This window comes from Streptomyces sp. NPDC048415 (assembly GCF_040651675.1).
Taxonomy (GTDB): domain Bacteria; phylum Actinomycetota; class Actinomycetes; order Streptomycetales; family Streptomycetaceae; genus Streptomyces.
In genome coordinates this window covers 30,791-44,082 of the sequence record NZ_JBEZKJ010000028.1, presented here as the reverse complement: position 1 = coordinate 44,082, position 13,292 = coordinate 30,791, and the positions used below count along the sequence as shown (strand labels likewise).

The 13,292-nt window shown below is 71.2% G+C and carries 12 protein-coding genes and 1 pseudogene; 5 read left to right on the top strand and 8 right to left on the bottom strand.

Annotation, left to right across the window (positions count from 1 at the left end):
- Positions 1-8 precede the first annotated feature (8 nt).
- Both AB0D27_RS20125 and AB0D27_RS20120 read left to right on the top strand, forming a co-directional pair.
- Positions 9-425, top strand: a complete 417-nt coding sequence (locus AB0D27_RS20125) for an ATP-binding protein (protein ID WP_362510254.1) — start codon at positions 9-11, stop codon at positions 423-425.
- A 2-nt stretch (positions 426-427) separates the two neighbouring features.
- Positions 428-679 (top strand): annotated as a pseudogene (locus tag AB0D27_RS20120) (alpha/beta hydrolase); the annotation flags it as partial.
- Positions 680-701: 22 nt separating this feature from the next.
- Here AB0D27_RS20120 and AB0D27_RS20115 read toward each other — a convergent pair.
- The 3 genes from AB0D27_RS20115 to AB0D27_RS20105 form a co-directional block, all read right to left on the bottom strand.
- Positions 702-1,502, bottom strand: a complete 801-nt coding sequence (locus tag AB0D27_RS20115; protein ID WP_362510251.1) for a sugar phosphate isomerase/epimerase family protein — start codon at positions 1,500-1,502, stop codon at positions 702-704.
- A gap of 31 nt (positions 1,503-1,533) precedes the next feature.
- Positions 1,534-2,466 (bottom strand): helix-turn-helix domain-containing GNAT family N-acetyltransferase, encoded by a 933-nt coding sequence (locus AB0D27_RS20110; RefSeq protein WP_362510248.1) that lies wholly within the window; start codon positions 2,464-2,466, stop codon positions 1,534-1,536.
- 225 nt (positions 2,467-2,691) lie between these two features.
- Positions 2,692-3,741, bottom strand: a complete 1,050-nt coding sequence (locus AB0D27_RS20105) for a LacI family DNA-binding transcriptional regulator (protein ID WP_362510367.1) — start codon at positions 3,739-3,741, stop codon at positions 2,692-2,694.
- A 291-nt stretch (positions 3,742-4,032) separates the two neighbouring features.
- Here AB0D27_RS20105 and AB0D27_RS20100 point away from each other — a divergent pair, with 291 nt between their 5' ends.
- From AB0D27_RS20100 to AB0D27_RS20090, 3 genes are read left to right on the top strand one after another with little or no spacing between them, the layout of a single operon-like run.
- Positions 4,033-5,184 (top strand): Gfo/Idh/MocA family oxidoreductase, encoded by a 1,152-nt coding sequence (locus AB0D27_RS20100; protein ID WP_362510245.1) that lies wholly within the window; start codon positions 4,033-4,035, stop codon positions 5,182-5,184.
- Positions 5,181-6,335 carry a dihydrodipicolinate synthase family protein gene (locus tag AB0D27_RS20095; protein ID WP_362510242.1) on the top strand — a complete coding sequence of 385 codons (1,155 nt, stop codon included), beginning with the start codon at positions 5,181-5,183 and terminating at the stop codon, positions 6,333-6,335. Before AB0D27_RS20100 ends, AB0D27_RS20095 begins: the two co-directional genes overlap by 4 nt.
- A 32-nt stretch (positions 6,336-6,367) precedes the next feature.
- Positions 6,368-7,165 carry a sugar phosphate isomerase/epimerase family protein gene (locus AB0D27_RS20090; protein ID WP_362510364.1) on the top strand — a complete coding sequence of 266 codons (798 nt, stop codon included), beginning with the start codon at positions 6,368-6,370 and terminating at the stop codon, positions 7,163-7,165.
- A gap of 257 nt (positions 7,166-7,422) precedes the next feature.
- Here AB0D27_RS20090 and rbsD read toward each other — a convergent pair whose 3' ends face one another.
- From rbsD to AB0D27_RS20065, 5 genes are all read right to left on the bottom strand, one after another.
- Positions 7,423-7,812 (bottom strand): D-ribose pyranase, encoded by a 390-nt coding sequence (rbsD, locus tag AB0D27_RS20085; RefSeq protein ID WP_362510239.1) that lies wholly within the window; start codon positions 7,810-7,812, stop codon positions 7,423-7,425.
- The gene (locus AB0D27_RS20080) at positions 7,809-8,714 is read right to left on the bottom strand and encodes a ribokinase (RefSeq protein WP_362510236.1); all 906 of its coding nucleotides are present in this window, start codon (positions 8,712-8,714) and stop codon (positions 7,809-7,811) included. Before AB0D27_RS20080 ends, rbsD begins: the two co-directional genes overlap by 4 nt.
- A 95-nt stretch (positions 8,715-8,809) precedes the next feature.
- The gene (locus AB0D27_RS20075) at positions 8,810-10,762 is read right to left on the bottom strand and encodes a substrate-binding domain-containing protein (protein WP_362510233.1); all 1,953 of its coding nucleotides are present in this window, start codon (positions 10,760-10,762) and stop codon (positions 8,810-8,812) included.
- A complete protein-coding gene (locus tag AB0D27_RS20070; RefSeq protein WP_362510230.1) occupies positions 10,752-12,269 on the bottom strand; it encodes a sugar ABC transporter ATP-binding protein in 1,518 nt (505 codons plus the stop codon). Before AB0D27_RS20070 ends, AB0D27_RS20075 begins: the two co-directional genes overlap by 11 nt.
- Positions 12,266-13,282: a LacI family DNA-binding transcriptional regulator gene (locus tag AB0D27_RS20065; RefSeq protein WP_362510227.1), complete on the bottom strand. Its 1,017-nt coding sequence runs from the start codon at positions 13,280-13,282 to the stop codon at positions 12,266-12,268. The genes AB0D27_RS20070 and AB0D27_RS20065 overlap by 4 nt, the downstream gene beginning before the upstream one ends.
- Between the last annotated feature and the right edge of the window lie 10 nt (positions 13,283-13,292).

Here is a 13,292-nt window from a genome sequence, read left to right as displayed (position 1 = left end):
GTGGTCTCATGAACACGGAAAGTGACGGCGTAAACCTCCAAGCCCGCTCGTGGCGACGGAGCTTCCTGCCGGTGGCCGAAAACGTTCCCGAGGCCCGACGCGGCGCGCGGCTGGTCCTGGCCTCCTGGGCGGTTTCGGAGGACGCGTCCGAGACGATCGCCCTGATCGTGTCGGAGCTGGCCACGAACGCGGTCCGGCACGCCCGCGTGCCCGGCCGCTGCTTCGACGTGGCGATGACGTACGACGGCGGGAAGACGGTCGAGATCGAGGTGTCCGACGCGTCCCCGCGCCACCCGGTCGTGAAGTCCTTTGATCCGGACGCCACTTCGGGGCGGGGCCTGCTGCTGGTGGAGGCCCTCTCGGACGCCTGGGAGGTCCGGGACCAGGAGTTGGGCAAGGCACTATGGGCCCGGGTCCTCGGCTGAGGCCGACTGTCGCCGAGTTCGCCCCGCCCACCCTGGACTTCACGCTGACCAGTCCCACGCGGCTGGTCGCGGGCGACGACGACCCGTACTGCCCCGAGGGCGCCGACACGGTCTACGGCGACCCCTTGGGCGTACCGACAGAGATCATCCCCGGAGCCGCCCACCTGGACCTCGACGCGGGGTACGGCTCCTGGCCCGCCGTACTGGACTGGTGCCTCGACGGGACCGCGAAGCTCACGGCTCGCCCGGTGTAGCCCGCCGTGCGGTACTACGGGCCTACGCCGACTCGCCCAGCAGCCGAGCGAGGTGGTCACGTCCGGCGCTCAGCAGTTCGGGAAGCGGCGCGGCGCCCTCGTACCACCGCTTCTCGTACTCCCAGCACAGCCAGCCGTCCCAGTCCTCGCGGGAGAGGAGTTCCACCAGCTCGGTGAGGGGGAGGACGCCCGCGCCGAGCGGGAGCGGGGTGGTGTCTTCGGCGGAGGCGATGTCCTTGACCTGGACGTATCCGAGGTGGGGGGCGAGGGCGGCGTACGTCGAGCTGGGCTGTTCGCCGCCGAGCCAGGTGTGCATGACGTCCCATAGTGCCCCCACCTGACGGTGGCCGACCAGGCCCAGGATCCGGATCGCGGCGGCGCCGGTGCGGTGCGAGTCGTGGGTCTCCAGCAGGATGCGTACGCCTGCGTCGGCCGCGTACTCGGCCGCCGTGCCAAGCCGCCGGGCGGCCGTCGCGTCCGCCTCCTCAGGGCGCTGCGCCGGGTCGCCTCCCGGGAAGACTCGTACGAACGGAGCGCCCAAGTCCCTTGCCAGGTCCAGGAGTTCGCGGATCTCGGCGAGTACGGGCGCGTCGACGCCCGGCGCCGCGACCCGCGCGTACCCCGCGAGCCCGAGGATCTCCACCCCGGCGCCCTTGAACTCCGCCGCCACATCCACCCGTTCGGCCGCACCGATGCCCGGGTGCACGGGCTCCTCGGGATGCGCTCGCAGTTCCACGCCGTGATAGCCGTGCGTGGCGGCGAGTCGTACTACGTCGGGGATCGGGACTCCGGGCACACCGAGGGTGGAGAAGGCCAGCTTCATGGAGCGGACCCTACCCGCCGACCGCCCGGGATCACTCGCGAGCGCCGTGCAGATCCAGCCGCCAGTCCTGGCCGAGGAGGTCCGCGCCGAAGGAGCGGTGCGGTCTCTCAGAGACGAGGGCGAAGCCGTGGCGCTGGTAGAGGCGGCGGGCGGCGGCCAGGACATCGTTGGTCCACAGGACGAGCTCGCGGTAGCCGACGCCGCGCGCGAAATCGACGACGGCGCCGACGAGCCGGTCGCCGATGCCGAGTCCGCGCACGTCCGGCTCGACGAGGAGGAGACGGAGGCGGGCGGTGCCGGGCGCATCGTCCCGTACGCACATCACGCACCCCACGGGCCGCCCGTCCACCTCGGCGATCCACACCCGCTCCAGATGCGGATCGTGGTCCTCGGCGAAGTCGGCGACGATCCTCGCCACCAGGCCCTCGTAGTCGGTGTTCCAGCCGTACTCGGCCGCGTACAGCGCGGCGTTGCGCTGCACGATCCAGCCGAGGTCGCCGGGGCCTGGCTCGCGCAGCACGACGTCCTCGCGGCCGGGGGCCCGGCCGTCGCCCAGGATCGTCCGCACGGTGTGCAGCGCCTCCGCGAGCCGCGCCCGGTCGGCGGGTGCCACGGTCGCCAGCAGCGATCCGACGGTTTCCCGCGCCCGCTCGTCGAGCAGGCCGGCGGCGTCCCGGCCGCGTGCGGTGAGCGTGATACGGCGCCGGCGCGGGTCCTTCTCGGACGGGGCCCGCCCGACCAGCCCGTCCCGCTCGAACTTGTTGAGGATCCGGCTCAGATACCCGGAGTCCAGGGAGAGCTGGGCACGCAGGTCGGCGGCATCCGTACGCGGGGAGTGCGCGAGCTCGTACAGCACGCGGGATTCCGTGAGTGTGTACGGCGCGTAGAGATGGCGGCCGTAGTCCAGCGCGCCGATGACGTTCGTGTAGAACCGGTTGAACGAGCGGATGTCCTGGACGGTCATGATCGGCCCCGGATGGTCGGCTCTGGATGGTTGACTCTGGATGGTTGACTCAGTCAGAGATACCTTTTCGGCGAGCGTACGACCGCTTCGTGGGTGCCGTCCATGGGGGTGCCGTGGCCGGGCCCCGCCTTTTACGGGCCCCGACGGCGGCCTGGAAGGTGGCCCGGGCCTCGCAGCTCGCGGAGGCTTGTGCACCCTGCGAGCGGCGGGCCGTCGGGCGTGGGATCAGGCCCGCGGCACCCCCGTCGACCCGCGCACCATCAGCTCTCCCCGCACCGTGGCGATCCCGCCAGGCGGCGGCTCCTCGCGCCCCATGGCGATGCGCCCGGCGCGGGCGCCCGCCTCGGAGAGGGGCAGCCGCACCGTGGTGAGGGCGGGCACCGCGTCGATGCTGAAGGGGAGGTCGTCGAAGCCCGCGACGGAGACGTCGTCGGGGATGCTGAGGCCGGAGTCGCGCAGGGCGGCGCAGGCGCCGAGGGCCACGGTGTCGTTGGCCGCGACGACGGCCGTCAACGACGGGTCGCGGCGCAGGAGTTCGAGCGTCGCCTCGTAGCCGGAACGGCGGTCGTAGCGGCCGTGGACGGTGTGCCGGGGGTCGTCCTCGATGCCGTGCGCGGCCAGCGCGGCCCGGTGGCCCTCAAGCCGGTGTCGCGTCGTCGTCCGTTCCTCGGGGCCCGCGATGTAGCCGAGCCGCCGGTGTCCGAGCCCGATCAGGTGCTCGGTGAGCTGCTGGCCGCCGCCGCGGTTGTCGAAGGTGAGCGCGATCGCCTCGGGCGCCTCGGGCGAGGGCGGCCGACCGCACAGCACGACCCGGGTGCCGGCCTCCGCCAGCCTGCGCAGCTTCGCGGCGACCGCCGACTCGTGCGCGGAGTCCTCGATGGCGCCGCCGGTGAGGACCACCGCGGCGGCGCGTTGGCGCTGAAGGAGCGTGAGGTAGGTCAGCTCGCGCTCCGGGGAGCCGCCGGTGTTGCACACGACCCCCAGCCGTTCCCCTCCCGCGCGCCCCCCGGGGCCGCCGATCTCCGACTGGATCGCTGCCGCCATGATCCCGAAGAAGGGATCGGCGATGTCGTTGACGAGGATGCCGACGAGGTCGGAGGTCGCCGCGGCCAGCGAGCTGGCTGGCCCGTTCAGCACGTAGTCCAGCTCGTCCACCGCGCGCAGTACCCGATCGCGCGTGGACGCCGCGACGGGGTAGTTCCCGTTCAGCACCCGGGACACGGTCGCGGGCGAGACCTGCGCACGCGCCGCCACGTCCGCCAGGGTCACGGTCATCTCGTCGTCCTCCGGTAAGCGCAACTCGTTGTCGTCCTCGAGGGCGTACAGCCATGCGACCTCACAGTTCGTGCGGTCGCACGTCCCCTCCCCGTGCGGGTCCATCCGACCTTGCGCACGCCCCCCGCGTCCAGCCGTCCGGAGGATCGAACATCTCGTCACCCGCGTGGTCTTGTCCAATTAGCTGGACAGAGGCTAGCTTCTGAGGAGATAGAAAGCGCTTGCTGTCACGCTCACCAGTTCCTCAGTGGGGCGTTTCGCGGCGCGGACCCCGCGTACGAAGGGAATGACGTGACACGCAAGACGGTGCGTATCGCCATGAACGGCGTGACGGGACGCATGGGCTACCGCCAGCACCTCGTCCGCTCGATTCTCGCCCTGCGCGACCAGGGCGGCCTCGACCTGGGCGACGGCACCGTGCTGTGGCCCGAGCCCATCCTCGTGGGCCGCCGCGAGCACGCCCTGAAGGCGCTCGCCGAGCGGCACGGCCTCGAGCACTGGTCGACCGACGTGGACGCGGTCCTCGCCGACCCGACCGTCGACCTCTACTTCGACGCGCAGGTCACCTCCGCCCGCGAAGAGGCCATCAAGAAGGCCATCGCCGCGGGCAAGCACATCTACACCGAGAAGCCCACCGCGACCGGCCTCGACGGTGCCCTGGAACTGGCCCGCCTCGCCCATGACAAAGGCATCAAGCACGGCGTCGTCCAGGACAAGCTGTTCCTCCCGGGCCTGCTCAAGCTCAAGCGCCTGATCGACGGCGGCTTCTTCGGGCGGATCCTGTCCATCCGGGGCGAGTTCGGCTACTGGGTCTTCGAGGGCGACTGGCAGCAGGCCCAGCGCCCCTCCTGGAACTACCGCGCTGAGGACGGCGGCGGCATCGTCGTCGACATGTTCCCGCACTGGGAGTACGTCCTGCACGAGCTGTTCGGCCGTGTCACCTCCGTACAGGCGCTCACCGCCACCCACATCCCGCAGCGCTGGGACGAGCAGGACAAGCCGTACGACGCGACGGCGGACGACGCCGCGTACGGCATCTTCGAGCTGGCGGGCGGTGCGATCGCCCAGATCAACTCCTCGTGGGCCGTACGCGTCAACCGCGACGAGCTGGTCGAGTTCCAGGTCGACGGGACGGAGGGCTCGGCGGTGGCCGGGCTGCGCAACTGCCGTGTGCAGCACCGCAGCTCGACCCCCAAGCCGGTCTGGAACCCGGACATCCCGGCCACCTACTCCTTCCGCGACCAGTGGCAGGAAGTGCCCGACAACGCCGAGTTCGACAACGGCTTCAAGGCCCAGTGGGAGCTGTTCCTCCGCCACGTCTACGCCGACGCGCCCTATCACTGGGACCTCCTCGCCGGCGCCCGCGGCGTCCAGCTCGCCGAACTGGGCCTGAAGTCCTCGGCCGAGGGCCGCCGTCTCGACGTACCGGAGATTTCCCTGTGACCATCCAACTCCCGGACGAAAAAGGGCAGCTGAGGGCATACGAGCCGCGTCCCGAGCCCGTCGCCCTCACCGCCGGCGCGCCCTTCACCTCCCGTACGGTCTTCTCGGCCGCGCACGTCGTCGCCGACCCCTACGCGGATGTCTCGCCCGACTCGCCCGCCGCCGTCGACTGGGACGCGACCCTCGCCTTCCGCCGCCACCTGTGGTCGCACGGGCTCGGCGTCGCCGAGGCGATGGACACCGCGCAGCGGGGGATGGGCCTGGACTGGGCGGGCGCCGCTGAACTGGTCCGCCGGTCGGCGGCGGAAGCTCGTGCCGTGGGCGGCCGGATCGCGTGCGGGGTGGGCACGGACCAGATCGCGGGCTCCGTTTGCCTCGCGGAGGTCCGGGCCGCGTACGAGGAGCAGCTGGCCCTGGTGGAGGGGGAGGGCGCCCAGGCGATCCTGATGGCGTCGCGGGCGCTCGCGGCGGTCGCCACCGGCCCCGAGGACTACCTCGACGTCTATGGCCACCTCCTCCGCCAGGCCTCCGACCCGGTGATCCTGCACTGGCTTGGCCCGATGTTCGACCCGGCGCTTGAGGGCTACTGGGGGTCGTCCGACCTGGACGCGGCGACTGATGTGTTCCTGGAGGTCATCGCGGCCCACCCCGACAAGGTCGACGGCATCAAGGTCTCGCTCCTCGACGCGCGGCGGGAGGTCGACCTGCGCCGCCGCCTCCCGGACGGCGTCCGCTGCTACACCGGCGACGACTTCAACTACCCCGAGCTGATCGCGGGCGACGAGCAGGGCTTCAGTCACGCGCTGCTCGGCATCTTCGACCCGCTGGGGCCGTTGGCGGCGGAGGCGGTACGGGCCCTGGACACGGGTGACGTCAAGGGCTTCCGTGAACTCCTCGATCCCACGGTGGAGTTGTCCCGCCACCTCTTCCAGACGCCCACCCGCTTCTATAAGACGGGGGTGGTGTTCCTGGCATGGCTGGCCGGCCACCAGTCGCACTTCACCATGGTCGGCGGCCTGCAGTCCGCGCGCTCGCTTCCGCACTTCGCACGCGCCTACGAACTGGCCGACACACTGGGCCTGTTCCCGAACCCGGAGCTGGCGCAGACCCGTATGAAGAACCTGCTGTCGCTGTACGGAGTAACCCAGTGAGCAATGCTCTTGAGCGCTTCAGCATCAACCAGATGACGGTCAAGCAACTGTCTCTGCCAGAACTGGTCGACAGCTGTCTGGAGTTGGGCGTCCCGGGCGTCGGCCTCTGGCGCGAACCCGTGCAGTCCTACGGCGTCGAGGCGACGGCGAAGCTGATCCATGACGCGGGCCTGACGGTGACGACCCTGTGCCGCGGCGGCTTCCTCACGGCCATCGACCCGGACGAGCGGGCGGCGGCACTGGTCGACAACCGCCGGGCGATCGACGAGGCGGCCACGCTCGGCACGAACACCCTGGTCCTCGTCTCGGGCGGCCTGCCCGCCGGCTCCAAGGACCTGCACGCCGCCCGCGAGCGCATCGCGGACGCGCTGGGCGAGCTCGGCCCCTACGCCGCCGGCCGCGGCGTACGCCTGGCCATCGAGCCGCTCCACCCGATGTACGCCGCGGACCGCTGCGTGGTCTCCACCCTCTCCCAGGCCCTCGATCTCGCGGAACGCTTCCCCGCCGACCAGGTCGGCGTCACCGTCGACACGTACCACATCTGGTGGGACGACACGGCCCCGCAACAGATCGCCCGAGCGGGCGCGAGCGGCCGCATCCACACCTTCCAGCTCGCCGACTGGACCACCCCGCTGCCGCAGGGCGTGCTGAACGGCCGCGGCCAGCTCGGCGACGGCTCGATCGACATGCGCGAGTGGCGCTCGTACGTGGAGGCGGCCGGCTACACCGGCCCGATCGAGGTCGAGCTGTTCAACGACGGGCTGTGGGCCCGGGACGGACGGGAGGTACTGGCGGAGACGGCGGGGAGGTTCGTGGAGTACGCCGATTAGCCGAAAAAATCTTCAGAAGTCCGTGCAACCCTTCCCGCACCTCGAGGGTCGTACTTGGCATCAGGACTTCTGGGGGGGGATCTGGGGGGATCGCGGGGGTTCTGATACGGAGGGGAAAGCCGAGGGGCCCGGTCGACGGATCGGGCCCCTCGAAGTTTTGGGCGCTGAGGCTCGTTGGCCGCTGTGACTTCGTCAGTGGGCTGTGGCTTCGTCAGTGGATTGTGACTTCGTCAGTCGCTCCGTGGCTTCGTCATTCGTCAGAAGAACACGCCGCAGCGCAGCAGCACGTTCGCGTACGGGTGGGCCTCTCCGGTGCGGACGATCAGCTTCGTGGTGGCCGAGAGGGACTTCAGTTCCTCGTGCGGGACCAGGGCGAGGTCGGGGAAGTGGGACTCCAGCAGGGCCGTCGCCGCCGGGTTCGCCCCGCGGATCTCGTGCGCGGCAGTCGCGCCCTCGATCACCAGCTCGGCCAGCAGGCCGTCCAGCACCTGGCCGAAGGACGGCACCCCGGCGCGGAACGCCAGGTCGACGACGCGCGGTCCGGCCGGGATGGGCATACCCGCGTCGCAGACCAGGACTCCGTCGCCGTGGCCCAGTTCGGCGAGCGCGCCCGCGAGATGGCGGTTCAGGATTCCGGCCTTCTTCACAGGTATGCCACCTCCTCGGCAGTCGGGAAGGACTCCTGCGCTCCCGGCCGGGTGACGGCGGCCGCCCCGACCCGGGCCGCGTACGCGGCGGCCTCGGCGAGGGGCTCGCCGCGCCCGAGCCGCCAGGCCAGCGCGGCGGTGAACGCGTCGCCCGCCCCCGTGGTGTCCACGGCGTCGACCCGCACCGACGGCACCCTGACGCGGACGCCCGCGCGCTCGGCCACCAGCGCGCCCTCCGCCCCCAGGGTGATGACCACCGAACGCGGGCCGAGCGCCAGCAGCGACTTCGCCCAGCTCTCGGGGGAGTCCCCGAGAGCGGCCGTACCGGCGATCACCCGTGCCTCGTGCTCGTTCACGATCAGCGGGTCACAGGCCGCCAGCACCTCGGCGGGCAGCGGGCGTGGCGGCGAGGGGTTCAGTACGAAGCGGCTGTCGGCGGCGAGATTCCGTACGACCTCCACGACCGTCTCCAACGGGATCTCCAGCTGCGCCGAGACCACCCGGGAGGCCTGGAAGAGGCTTCCGGCGGCCCGCACGTCCTCCGGTGCGAGCCGGCCGTTGGCCCCCGGCGAGACCACGATGCTGTTGTCCCCGGACGGGTCCACCGTGATCAGCGCGACCCCGGTGGGCGCCCCGCCGACCAGCACGCCCACGGTGTCGACGCCGGCCTCCCGCTGCGAGTCGAGCAGCAGCCGGCCGTACGCGTCGTCGCCGACCCGGGCCAGCAGGACCGTACGGGCTCCGAGGCGGGCGGCGGCGACCGCCTGGTTGGCGCCCTTGCCGCCGGGATGGACGACGAGGTCGGTGCCGAGCACCGTCTCGCCGGCCGCGGGCCGCCGCTCGACCGCGATCACCAGGTCGGCGTTGGCCGATCCCACGACCAGAAGGTCGTAGTCGTACATCAGCACACTCTTTCCGTACGTCGATGGGGGCCGGGTTCGCGGTGACGTACCGCGAACCCGGCCCGACCGTGGTCAGTCGAAGCGATGCGGGCCGGTCATCCGGTGAAGCCCGCCACGTTCTCCTTCGTGACGACCTTCACCGGCACCTTCACCGTCTTCTGGACCTTCTTGCCCTCGGCGGCCTTCAGCGCGTTGTCGACCGCGATCCGGCCGAGCTCCTTCGGCTGCTGGGCGACGGACGCGTACAGCGTGCCCGCCTTGACCGCCGTCAGGCCGTCGGGGGTGCCGTCGAAGCCGATGACCGAGACCGACTTGCCCGCCTTGGAGCCGAGCGCCTTGAGCGCTCCGAGCGCCATCTCGTCGTTCTCGGCGAAGACGCCCTGGATGTCGGGGTGAGCCTGGAGCAGGTTGGTCATCACGTCGAGGCCCTTGGTGCGGTCGAAGTCCGCGGGCTGTTCGGCGACGACCTTGATACCGGGGTAGGCCTTCAGGCCCTCCGCGAACCCGGCGCCGCGCTCGCGGCTCGCCGACGTACCGGCCAGACCCTGCAGGATCACGATCTTGCCCTTGCCGCCCAGCTTCTCGGCCAGCGCCTTGGCGCCCAGCTTGCCGCCCGCGATGTTGTCGGACGCCACGAGCGCTGCGGTGTCGGCCTTGTTCACACCCCGGTCGACGCCGACGACAGGGATGCCGGCCTTGTTCGCCGAGCGGACCGCCGGGGCCGCCGCGTCCGAGTCCACCGGGTTGACGATGATCGAACCGATGCCCGAACTGGTGAAGTTCTGCAGCTGGTTGGCCTGCTGAGAGGCGTCGTTCTGCGCGTCCGTCACGGTCAGGTCCGCGCCGAGCTTCTTCGCCTCCTCCTGCGCACCCGCCTTGATCTGGACGAAGAAGGGGTTGTTCAGGGTGGAGAGGGACAGGCCCACCCTCTGCGTCGTCGAGGCGGACGAGCCGCCGTGCAGGAAGGACATCGCGCCGACGACCGCCGCCGCGACCACGGCCGCGATGACATACGTCGCCGCCTGCTTGCCCTTGCCGCCCGGCGTACCGGCCCCGGCGGCCACCGGAGTGGCCCCGGCCTTGCGCCGCACCGTGTCCAGCAGCACCGCCAGCGCGATGACGACACCGATGACGACCTGCTGCCAGAAGGCGGACACCGAGAGGAGGTTGAGGCCGTTGCGCAGCACCGCCAGGATCAGCGCGCCGATCAGCGTGCCGGACGCCTTGCCGGTGCCGCCCGCGAGGGAGGCGCCGCCGATGACGACCGCGGCGATCGCGTCGAGTTCGTAGCCCTGCGCGGCCTGCGGCTGCGCGGAGGAGAGCCGGGAGGCGAGCACGATGCCCGCGGCGGCGGCGAAGAGCCCGGAGAGGGCGTAGATCGCCAGCTTCTGCTTCTTCACCCGTAGACCGGACAGGCGCGCGGCCTCCTCGTTGCCGCCGATCGCGTACATGGAGCGGCCGATGTACGTACGGCCCAGGATCACGGCCGTGATCAGGCCCATCACGACCATCACGAGGACCGGGACCGGCAGCCAGCCGCCCAGCGTGTCACCGAGGTGCGAGACCGAGTCGGGGAACGCGATCGGGCTGCCCTGCGAGATCACCAGGGACAGACCGCGGCCCACCGAGAGCATGGCGAGCGTCGCGATGAGCGGCGGCAGTTTCCCGTACGAGATCAGGACGCCGTTGACCAGGCCGCACGCTATGCCGGTGGCGACCGCGAGGATCACCGCGATCCAGGCCGGGACGCCTTCTGAAGTGGCCATCCAGGCGAGGACGGTGGCCGACAGCGCGGCGACCGAGCCGACCGACAGGTCGATGCCCGCCGAGACGATCACGAAGGTGACGCCGAAGGCGAGGATGGCGGTCACGGCCGCCTGGACACCGATGTTGAGCAGGTTGTCCGTCGTCAGGAAGTCGCCGGACAGGGCCGACATCGCGACGACGAGGACGATGAGCGCGGTGAGCGCGCCGTTGTCGAGCAGGAGGCGGCGGACCGCCGAGGCGCCACTCGCGCCCGGGGCGCTCAGATGCGTGTCAGTGGCCACGGAGGGCCTCCCTTTCAGTGTTCGTGCTGACGGCGAGCGCCATCACGGAGTCCTGTGTGGCCTCGTCCGCCGACAGTTCGCCCGCGATCCGGCCCTGGGCCATCACCAGGACCCGGTCGCTCATGCCGAGCACCTCGGGCAGATCGCTGGAGATCATCAGGACGGCGGCACCGGCGGCCGTCAGTTCGTTGACGAGCTGGTAGATCTCGACCTTGGCGCCGACGTCGATGCCCCGGGTCGGCTCGTCGAGGATGAGGACCTTGGTGTCGGCGAGGAGCCACTTGCCGATGACGACCTTTTGCTGGTTGCCACCGGAGAGGGTGCGCACCTGCTGGCCGAGGCCCGCCATCCGCACGCCGAGCTGCTCGGCGATCCGTGCGGCGGCCTCCCGCTGGCCCTTGAGGTCGACGAACCCGCCGTGGGTGGCGGCGCGCAGGGTGACCAGGCCGAGGTTCTCCTCGACGGAGGCGTCCAGGACGAGGCCCTGGCCCTTGCGGTCCTCGGGGACGAGCCCGATCCCCGCGGTCATCGCCGCGTTGACGTCATGCCGGGGCAGCCGGTCGCCGGCGACTCGCACCGACCCCTTGTCGTAGGGATCGGCGCCGAAGACGGCCCGTACGACCTCCGTACGCCCGGCGCCCACGAGGCCCGCGATGCCGACGACCTCACCGGCCCGCACCTCGAAGCTCACATCATGGAAGACGCCGTCCCTGGTGAGCCCCTCGACGGTCAGCAACGCCGTGCCGGCGTCGGCCCGTTCCCGCGGATACTGCTGCGCGATGGACCGGCCCACCATGAGGCGTACGAGTTCGTCCTCGGGGGTGGACGCGGGCACCTGGCCGACGCTCCTGCCGTCGCGGATGACCGTGACCCGGTCCCCCAGGGCGGCGATTTCCTCGAGGTGGTGCGTGATGAAGACGATGCCGACGCCGTCCTCGCGCAGCTTGCGCACGATGGTGAAGAGTTTTTCGACCTCTTCGGAGGTGAGCACCGCGGTCGGCTCGTCCATGATCAGCACGCGTGCGTTCAGGCTCAGCGCCTTCGCGATCTCGACCATCTGAAGGCGTGCGATTCCCAGTTCACGCACCCGCGCGCGGGGGGACACGTGCACGCCGACCCGTTCGAGCAGCTCGGCGGCGTCCGCCTCCATCTTCTTGCGGTCGATCAGCCCGAAGCGGCGCGGCTGCCGGCCCAGGAAGATGTTCTCGGCGACCGTCAGATCGGGGACCAGGTTGAACTCCTGGTAGATGGTCGCGATCCCGAGGCGCTCGGAGTCCTGCGCCCCCTGGATACGAACCGCCTCGCCGTCGACGACCACGCGTCCGGCGTCGGGATGGTAGGCGCCGGAGAGCATCTTGATCAGCGTGCTCTTGCCCGCGCCGTTCTCACCGAGCAGCACATGCACCTCACCGCGGCGCAGATCGAAGTTCACGCTGTCGAGCGCGACCACGCCGGGGAAGGTCTTGCGTATCCCTTCGATACGCAGCAACTCGTCCGGGTTGCTCACGGGTTGCTCCTGTTCGTTGCGGGGGACTCGCCGCACGAGCGGCGTACGACGAGACGGGCGGGGAGGGTGACGGACTGCGGAGGCCGTCCCTCGATGCGGTCGACCAGGGCGCGTACGGCGGCCCGGCCCAGTTCGCCCGTCGGCTGGGCGATCGCGGTGATCGGCGGATCGGTGTGCACGAACCACGGGATGTCGTCGAACGCGGCGAGCGCGATGTCGTCCGGAACCCGCATCCCGCGCGCGCGGATCGCGTCCAGCGCGCCGAGCGCCATCAGGTTGTCGGCGGCGAAGACGACCTCGGGCGGCTCGGCCAGGCCGAGGAACCGCTCGGTGGCCCTGCGCCCGCTCTCCGCCTGGAAGTCGCCCTGCCCTATGTAGGCGTCGGGCAACGCGATGCCGTACTCGCCGAGCGCCTGCCGGAAGGCCTCCACGCGCTCACTGCCGGTCGTGGTCGCCGCCGGGCCCGCGATGATGGCGAGCCTGCGGTGACCGAGGCCGTGCAGATGGGCGACCAGGTCGCGTACGGCCGCGCGTCCGTCCGCCCGTACGACGGGCACCTCGATGCCCGGGATCCAGCGGTCCACGAAGACCATCGGGGTTCCCGCGCGCGCGGCGTCCAGCATTCCCGGGGAGCCGCCGTCGGTGGGGGAGACCAGCAGTCCGTCGATGCGCCGGTCCAGCAGGGTCCGTACGTGGTGGTCCTGGAGGTCGGGCCGCTCGTCGGCGTTGCCGATGATGACGCTGTAGCCGAGGGCGCGGGCCTCCCCCTCGACGGAGCGGGCCAGTTCGGTGAAGTACGGGTTGAGTACGTCGCTGATGACCAGGCCGAGGGTGCGGGTCTGGTCGGTGCGCAGAGAGCGGGCGACGGCGTTCGGGCGGTAGCCCAGGCTCTGCACGGCGGCCAGCACGCGCGTGCGCGCGTCCTCGCTGACCGACGGATGGTCGTTCAGGACGCGCGAGACAGTGGCGACGGACACGCCTGCCTCGGCGGCAACGTCCTTGATGCTCGCCATCGCCGCTCCA